This window comes from uncultured Nevskia sp. (genome assembly GCF_903885465.1).
Classification (GTDB): domain Bacteria; phylum Pseudomonadota; class Gammaproteobacteria; order Nevskiales; family Nevskiaceae; genus Nevskia.
In genome coordinates, this window is sequence record NZ_CAISIQ010000226.1 from 1 (window position 1) to 7076 (window position 7076).

General features: G+C 66.3%; 7 protein-coding genes. 2 read left to right on the top strand and 5 right to left on the bottom strand.

What is annotated here, in order from left to right; translation table 11 throughout:
• From QZY06_RS08455 to surE, 3 genes are all read right to left on the bottom strand, one after another.
• Positions 1–396: DedA family protein (locus tag QZY06_RS08455; protein WP_295682818.1), on the bottom strand; the 396-nt coding region annotated here is incomplete at its 3' end.
• 7 nt (positions 397–403) lie between these two features.
• Positions 404–1090, bottom strand: a complete 687-nt coding sequence (locus QZY06_RS08460) for a protein-L-isoaspartate(D-aspartate) O-methyltransferase (protein ID WP_295682821.1) — start codon at positions 1088–1090, stop codon at positions 404–406.
• Entirely contained in the window at positions 1090–1836 is a 747-nt protein-coding gene (gene surE, locus QZY06_RS08465; protein ID WP_295682824.1) for a 5'/3'-nucleotidase SurE, read from the bottom strand. Before surE ends, QZY06_RS08460 begins: the two co-directional genes overlap by 1 nt.
• A gap of 59 nt (positions 1837–1895) precedes the next feature.
• Between surE and QZY06_RS08470 the strand changes: the two genes are divergently transcribed.
• Together QZY06_RS08470 and QZY06_RS08475 are read left to right on the top strand one after the other, a co-directional pair.
• The gene (locus tag QZY06_RS08470; RefSeq protein ID WP_295682827.1) at positions 1896–2459 is read left to right on the top strand and encodes a Smr/MutS family protein; all 564 of its coding nucleotides are present in this window, start codon (positions 1896–1898) and stop codon (positions 2457–2459) included.
• 21 nt (positions 2460–2480) lie between these two features.
• On the top strand, positions 2481–4880 hold the full coding sequence (locus tag QZY06_RS08475; RefSeq protein ID WP_295682830.1) for a TRAFs-binding domain-containing protein: 2400 nt from the start codon (positions 2481–2483) through the stop codon (positions 4878–4880).
• Positions 4881–4929: 49 nt separating this feature from the next.
• On the opposite strand, the gene mutL is transcribed toward QZY06_RS08475, so the two are convergent.
• Both mutL and QZY06_RS08485 read right to left on the bottom strand, forming a co-directional pair.
• Complete coding sequence (gene mutL, locus QZY06_RS08480; protein ID WP_367275595.1) at positions 4930–6747, bottom strand: DNA mismatch repair endonuclease MutL; 1818 nt, start codon at positions 6745–6747, stop codon at positions 4930–4932.
• A gap of 80 nt (positions 6748–6827) precedes the next feature.
• A partial coding sequence (locus QZY06_RS08485) for an N-acetylmuramoyl-L-alanine amidase (RefSeq protein ID WP_295682834.1) occupies positions 6828–7076 on the bottom strand: 249 nt, incomplete at its 5' end.

The following is a 7076-nucleotide window of genomic DNA, read 5'->3' on the forward strand; positions in this document are numbered from 1 at the left end:
CACGCCCGGCGGCAGCGAGATCAGATGCCGCACTACCGGGATGAAGCGGCCTATGAAGGTTGCCAGCCGCGCGTTGCCGAGGAACATCGCTTCGGCTTCGTGGTACTTTGCTTCGTTGATCAGCAGATAGCGGCCGTAGCGCAGCAGAAAGGCGCGGCCGACATGGCGGCCAAGCAGATAATTGGCCGTGGCGCCGAACACCGAACCGCTGCCGCCGGCGAGCGTCGCCAGGAACGGATTGAGCGCACCGCCCTTGGCGAGATAGCCGGCCGGAATCATCACCAACTCGGACGGCACTGGAAACAGGCTCGATTCCAGCGCCATCAGGCAGAAGATTTCCAGATAGCCCAGCTCGGCCATCACGCTCGCAACCCACTGCTTGAACAGATCGATCATCGCGGGCTCAAGCTCGGCCTTCGAGCAAGGGCACGAAGCTGACCGTGGCCAGATCGGTGGCGATATAGCGGCTGCCGATGCGATCGACCGCGCGCAGCATCTGGTTGTTCGGCGGCCCGACCGGAATCACCAAGCGCCCGCCCGCCGCCAGCTGATCGAGCAGCGCCTTCGGCACTTCGGTGGCTGCCGCGGTCACGATGATCGCGTCATACGGCCCATGCGCATCCCAGCCCAAGGTGCCATCGGCGTAGCCGAAATGGATGTTGCGATAGCCGAGCCCGCCGAGCCGCTTGCGGGCCAGCTCGGACAACAGTTTCAGCCGCTCCACCGAATAAACCCGCTCGATCAGCTCGGCGAGCACGGCAGTCTGGTAACCGCTGCCGGTACCGATCTCCAGCACCCGCTTGCGCGGCCCGGCCGGTGTGCCAGCCACGGCCGCGATCAACGCCTGTGACATCAAACCGACCACCACAGGCTGCGACAAGGTCTGGGCAAGCCCGATCGGCAGCGGCTTGTTGCGGTACGCCTCACCGCGCCAGGCTTCCTCGACGAACTCATGACGCGGAATCTTCTGCATCGCCGCCAGCACGCGCTCGTCGGCGACGCCGTTCTTGCGCAGCTCGCCGACCATCCGGGCGCGGCTGGTCGGCGAGGTCAGCCCGAGGCCGCGGCTATGCGGATGACTGCCCGTCATCACAGTTTCTGGGCCCAGCGACTCAGGCCTTCGAGCGCGTTATGGCGCGTCAGGTCGACGACCAGCGGCGTGATCGACACATAGCCGTTCTCGACCGCGTGGAAATCGGTACCCGGTCCGCAGTCGGCGCCGGCACCGGCGGGGGCGACCCAGTAGATCGGCCGGCCGCGCGGATCGAGCGTCTGCTGAAAGCGCTCCGCCTTGTGGCGATGCCCTAGCCGCGTCACCTCGAAGCCTTTCAACTCGTCCCAGGGCAAGTCCGGCACATTGACGTTGAGGATGGTGTTGCCCGGAAACGGCTCTTCGCGCAGCCGCTCGACGATGCGCAGGGTCGCTCGTGCCGCGGTGTCGTAATGCTTGGGGTTGTAGGCCGCACAGGACACCGCCACCGCTGCAATGCCCAGATGCCGGCCTTCCATCGCCGCGGCGACAGTGCCGGAATACAAGGTGTCGTCGCCCAGATTCGGACCGTTGTTGATGCCGGACACGACCATGTCCGGCGTCTGATCCAGGAGGCTGGCCAGCGCGATGTGCACGCAATCGGTCGGCGTGCCGTCGACGCAGACGGTGCCATCGGCATGCCGCTGCACGCGCAGCGGATGGAGGATGGTCAGCGAGTTCGACGCGGCGCTGCGGTTGCGATCCGGCGCGACGATGTCGACGTGGTGCGCGGACCTCAGCTGCTCGGCCAATACCAGCAATCCGGGGGCCGTGCAGCCGTCATCGTTGGACAGAAGAATCCGCATGGTCGTGAGCAATCGAGGGAGTCTTAGTTTACCGACCGCCGGGCTATGATGCCGACGCCATGAAGAATCCGGATTTCGATGCTGTGGACGACGACGACGCCTTCCGCTCCGCGATGTCCGGCGTGCAGCCGCGTCCGGCCTCGGACCGCGTGCCGCCGCCGCGAAAACTGCCGCCGCCACGGCCGATCCAGGCCGAGGCTGACGAGCGCGCGGTGATGGACGAACTGCTCGAGTACGGCATGTTCGAGCCGGAGCTGATGGAAAGCGGCGACACCCTGAGCTATCGCGGCAACGGCCTGCAGGACACGGTCTGGCGGCGGCTGCGACGCGGCGGTTACCGGATCCGCGCCGAGCTCGATCTGCATGGCCTGAACCGTAGCGTCGCCCGCGAGGAAGTGTCGTTGTTCCTCGCTGAATGCCAGAGCAAGGATGTGCGCTGCGTGCGGATCATCCACGGCAAGGGCAATCGCTCGCCGAACACCGGCCCGGTGATCAAGACCCTGCTCGACGGCTGGCTGCGCCGCCGCAATGACGTGATCGCCTTCTGCTCGGCTCGGCCGCATGACGGCGGCACCGGAGCGGTATACGTGTTGATGCGGGCTGCTCCGTCGAATGGCCAATGAACGACTCACGCGGCTGAGCAGATGACCCCGCGCACCCTGAGCCTGGCGAATTGGCTGGCCGAACTGCCAAGCCGCGAACAAGGGCATCTGCTGATCGGCGCCACCGGCCATCTGTCGCTGTCGGCGGACGAACACGCTGCGGCACGACAACGCCTCACCGAAGACGCGCTGCCCGGCTTGATGGCGCGCTGCCAGCCGACCCGCGTCACTCTGCTGACCGGCCTCGCTCCGGGCGCAGACCTGCTGTTCAAGCGGGCTGCGTCCGAATGGCTGAGCCAGGCCGGCGTGCCATTCGAGACCGTCGCCGCACTGCCGGTGCCGCTCGACGTGCTGGTCGAAGACTGGATGCGGCGGCTCGACGACGAACCCGAAGTGCTGGCCCGCGACAGCATCATCAACGTCCGCGAAGCGCTGCAGGAGCAGCTGGAACGCTGCTCGGTGATCGTCGATCTGCTGCCTGATCCCGATGCGGCGCGGCGGCTGCCTGATCCGACCTTCCGCCAGCAACAGTATCGCCGTCTGGCCGCCTGCCTGGCCGAGCAGTCCGATGTGCTGGTCGCGATCCAGCGGCCGGGGCACGCACCGCTGCCCGGCGGCACCACCGAAGTCATCGAATGGCGCCAGCATCCGTCACGGATTCCGCCAGCCTGGTCGACCTTGCGTTACCGCCGCCCCGCCGATGCCGGACGGGCGCTGCTGGTCATCGATCCGACGCCGGGCGAAGGTCTGCCCGAAGACCCGCTGACTGCAGCACTCGCGCTCTGCCATCGTGCCTTCAAGGCCGGCAACTATCTGCTCTGCCACGACCTGGCCCGGCAAGCACAGGGCGAAGGTCTGCACGATCGCCAGCTCGACTACATTGCCCTGCTGTCGCTCGCCAATGCCGGCAGCACCCAGCTGGCGATGCGGCGTTACCGCGAACTGGCGATCGTCGATGAGCCGGACCTGGAGGAATGGCTGGCGCTCGGCGGCCGGCTATACAAGGACCTTGCGCTCGCTTCGCGCGGCGATAAGGCACGCGAAATGTTCGAGCACGCCGGCCGCGTCTACCAGGTGGCCTTCGATCGCACCGGCGGCTTCTTTCCCGGCATCAACGCCGCTTCGATGCTGATGCTCGGTGGCTGTCGCGAAGAAGCCGTGGCACTGGCCACCAGGGTGCTGGAACGCCTGCGCAATCCACCGGATTCCGAGACCTCGGCGTACTACCAGAGAGTCACTGAAGCCGAAGCCGCGCTGCTGCTCGGCGACATGGCGCGCGCGCAAGCGGCTCTGACTGCTGCCGACGCACTGCTCCGCGGCAACATCAACGTCCGCAGCCGCACCGTCACCCAGCTGCAACTGCTCTGCCGCCACCTCGGCTGCAGCGACAGCCTGACCCATCTGCTCAGCCTGGCACCGGTCTATTACGTGCCGCGACCGCTGCCGCCGAATCTGTCGGCGGATGCCTTTCCACAAGCCGCCTCGGTGGTCTACGGCGGCCTGTCCAATCTCGACGATCTGGCCATCGCCGAACAGTTCCTGCAGCGCGGCATCCGCGTTCATCTGGTCTTGCCGACCACCCGCTCGCAATTGATCGAACGCTGGCAGCGCAACCACGGCAGTGCCATCAGCGCACGGCTGATCCGCTGTCTGGAAGACGCCGCCGAGTGCTCGGTGGCGCAGGGCTTTCTCGATGACGAGACCGACTGGTGCGCGGCCTACGTATCGGCCACTGCCTGCGGCCTGTCCCGGCTCGCGGCGCAGCGGCTCGGTTGCCGCTGGCGAGTGCTTGGCGATGACAGCGCAGCGGACAACGGCGATGCCGTCGGCGCCGCCTGGGTTCGACAACTCGATCAACCCGGCCAGGCCTCGACCGCGCCGGACGGCAGTCCCGTGCTGCGCCGCTTCGTCGGCACGCTGTTCGCCGATTTCGCCGGTTACAGCCGCCTCGCCGAACATGAGCTGACGGCGTTCCAGGCGCTGATGATCAAGGGCATAGCGGATGTACTTCGGCCGCATGCCGAGCACATCCTGCTGCAGCACACCTGGGGCGACGCCGTACACATCGTCACCGACGACGCCGCGACGGTCGCCACCGTTGCCGCCGATATCCACGCGATCGTCGATCGCGTACGCCCGACCTTGGGCGGCATGCTTGGCAAGCTCGAACTGCGGCTATCGGCCCATTACGCGCCGGTGCACGAGGGCCTGGACGCCGTCGAAGGCACGACCACTTACTTCGGCTCTCAGCTGTCGTTCGCGGCGAGAGTCGAGCCGGTCACCCCGCCCGGCATGATCTTCGTCACCGAAGCCTTCGCCGCACGCCTCGCACTGGAAGCACCGGAACGCTTCGCCACCGAATACGCCGGCGAAATCGAACTGGCCAAGCGCTATGGCAAGTACCGCCTGTACTCGCTGCGCCGCGGCGACCTGCTGATCTAAAAATTGGTAAAATTTGGGGTCAGATACAGATAAATTCCGGGCGTAGCGCCTAGCGGCCGCGCAGGAACAAGCGGTCCAGCGCGTCGGCATCGATCTGTACCCAGGTCGGCCGGCCGTGATTGCACTGGCCGGCGTTCGGCGTCTGCTCCATGTCGCGTAGCAGCGCGTCCATTTCCGGCACGGTCAGCCGTCGATTGGCCTTGATCGCCGCGCGACAGGCGATGTCGGCCAGGATGCGGTGCTGGGCATCGAGCGCTTCGTTGAAATGCTCGGCGCTTTCGGCATCGTCGGCGCCACCGCAGAGCGTGCGCAGCAGCGCTGCGAGATCGGCCTTGATCAGCAGCGCCGGCACCGCGCGCACGGTGATCGATTCCGGGCCGGCGCGATCGAGGATCAGGCCGAAGCGACGCAGCGATTCGAACTGCGCTTCAAGCTGATCAGCCTCCGCGCCGCCGACCCGGATGACCTCCGGCAGCAGCAGCCGCTGCGAGGCGATGCCATCCGCCGCCAGTTGCAGCTTGAGCCGCTCGTACAGCACCCGCTCATGCGCGGCATGGGCATCCACCAATACAAGGCCATGGCGGTTCTCGGCCAGCACGAAGACGCCACGGATCTGCGCGATCGCCCGGCCCAGCGGCGCGTCTTCCGTAGTGTTCAAAGCTGCAGGCGTTTCCGATTCGGCAAAGCCTGCGCGATACAGCGGCCAGGCCGAGCCGGACGCACCCGAGGCTTCGCGCACTGGCCACGACGGTGTCGACACATTGCGGCCATAGCTCAGCGGCACGCTGCTCTGGACCGGATCCGGTGTGCTGAACACCGGGGCCTCGAATTCGACGCGATGGTGCTGACCCGGCTCGGGCCGGATGCGGCGCAGCAACTGGTGCACGGCGCCGAACAGGAAATCGTGGACCACCGAAGCATCGCGGAAGCGCACTTCAGTCTTCTGTGGATGAACGTTGACATCGACCCGCGCCGGATCGAGTTCCAGGAACAGCACGAAGGCCGGATGGCGCTGCGAGTGCATGACGTCGTGATAGGCGCGGCGCAACGCGTGGGCGAGCAGCTTGTCGCGCACGTTGCGGCCGTTTACATACAGGAACTGTAGATCGGCCTGGGCGCGGCCGAAGCTCGGCAGCGCCACCCAACCCCAGAGCCGCAAGCCCAGGCGTTGCTCGTCGATGGTCACCGCATTGGCCAGGAACTCGTCGCCGCAGACGGCGGCGATGCGCGCCGCGCGTTCGGCATCGCCTTCGGCACGGGCCAGTTCGAAGCTGCGCCGACCGTTGTGGCTCAGGCGCAGTCGCAGATCGAAACGGGTCAACGCCAAGCGCCGCAGGGCCTGATCAACATGGCGGAACTCGGTGCCCTCCGCCTTCATGAACTTGCGTCGCGCTGGCGTGTTGAAGAACAGGTCACGCACTTCGATCGTGGTGCCCGGCGGATGCGCCGCGGGCTGCGGACTGCTGTCATCGAGCAGACCACTGCCGGCGACTTTCCAGCCGTGCTGATCGATCTCGCGGCGCGAGGTCAGTGCCAGCCGCGACACCGACAGGATGCTCGGCAGCGCCTCGCCCCGAAAGCCGAAACTGGCAACTCGTTCGAGATCGTCGAGCAGGCTGATCTTGCTGGTCGCGTGGCGGGTCAGCGCCAGTGCCAGCTCATCACGGGCGATGCCACCGCCATCGTCGCGGACCCGGATCAGGTTCAGGCCACCCGCTTCGAGATCGACCTCGATCGCGCAAGCTCCCGCATCAAGACTGTTCTCGACCAGTTCCTTGACCACGGTCGCCGGCCGCTCGACGACTTCGCCCGCGGCAATCTGATTGATGAGCTGCTCGGGAAGTACCTGGATCGTCACGACTGCCAGCCTGTAAGGAAGGCGGCAAGCTTAAAGAAAACGGCCTCGCGAGGAGGCCGTTTTACGTGCAGAGCAGAGACTGGAAGCAGCTAGCGCTTCAGGCGCACCTGCACCGCTTTCGCCTTGCCTTGAACCGGAGCCGAGGACGGTGGCGGTTCGTTGGCCGCTACCTGCTGCGGCCGGTAGCGCGCGAAATAGCTGCGCACGCCTTCGAAAATGGACTGCGCCATCTTGTCCTGGTAATCAGCGTCGCCGAGCAGTTTCTCTTCGCGCGGATTGCTGATGAACGCGGTTTCGACCAGCACCGAGGGAATGTCCGGCGACTTCAGCACCATGAA